The organism is Akkermansia sp. UBA7090, from assembly GCF_002493465.1.
In the GTDB taxonomy this organism is placed as follows: Bacteria; Verrucomicrobiota; Verrucomicrobiia; order Verrucomicrobiales; family Akkermansiaceae; genus Akkermansia; species Akkermansia muciniphila_A.
The window spans coordinates 1-705 of the sequence record NZ_DKYW01000017.1 but is presented as its reverse complement, the minus strand read 5'-3'; the positions used below and the strand labels follow the sequence as shown (position 1 = coordinate 705).

The 705-nt window shown below is 31.5% G+C and carries 1 protein-coding gene; it reads left to right on the top strand.

Annotated elements, in window-relative coordinates; translation table 11 throughout:
* A partial coding sequence (locus tag B3075_RS05945; RefSeq protein WP_290492048.1) for an RHS repeat domain-containing protein occupies nucleotides 1-552 on the top strand: 552 nt, incomplete at its 5' end.
* Between the last annotated feature and the right edge of the window lie 153 nt (nucleotides 553-705).

The window sequence follows — 705 nt, the reverse complement described above, 5'->3', positions numbered from 1 at the left end:
TACGAATACGGCCCGTATGGGAATGTTCTCAAGATGGAAGGCAATGCGGCAGAAATCAATCCCTTCCGTTTCTCCAGCGAGTATTTCGATGAGGAAACCGGGCTTGTGCAGTACAATTTCCGATACTATAATCCCCAAGATGGAAGGTGGATCAGCAGGGATCTTATTAATTTAATTGATTTTAGAATAAATATTTCTAATTATTTCAATATTGTTGGGTTTAATAAAAATTTGATTGATAAAAACAACAATCAATATTCATTTATTTCTAATAAATGTTATTTGATTGATAAATATGGTCTTTTTGGTTGGCTGGGAGTTGCAGGTTTGATCCTTAGCGTAGGACTATTCATATATGCATTGAAAAAACTAGCCGATTCTGTTGATGAAGAGAAGAAAACGGCCGAGGATGCTCAAGACGCATATGATCGTGGAGATTATGATGAATGGGCAAAATGCTGTGACAAGTTGCAAGAAAAAAGAAGAGAAAAATGTAAAAAAGCTGCGGAAGCTACTGAAAAAGGATTCAAACTTTTAAAGCCAAGAAAATAATTTAATATGGATTATTGTAAATATTTAATGAAAAAACAAATTGTTGTCAATGTTTTTTTTGCAGTAATTGCATTTATATCTATATTATATCTATATTATTATATTGACCTGTTATCTATGGTTAAAATAAAAAATCCATTAAAAATACAATAT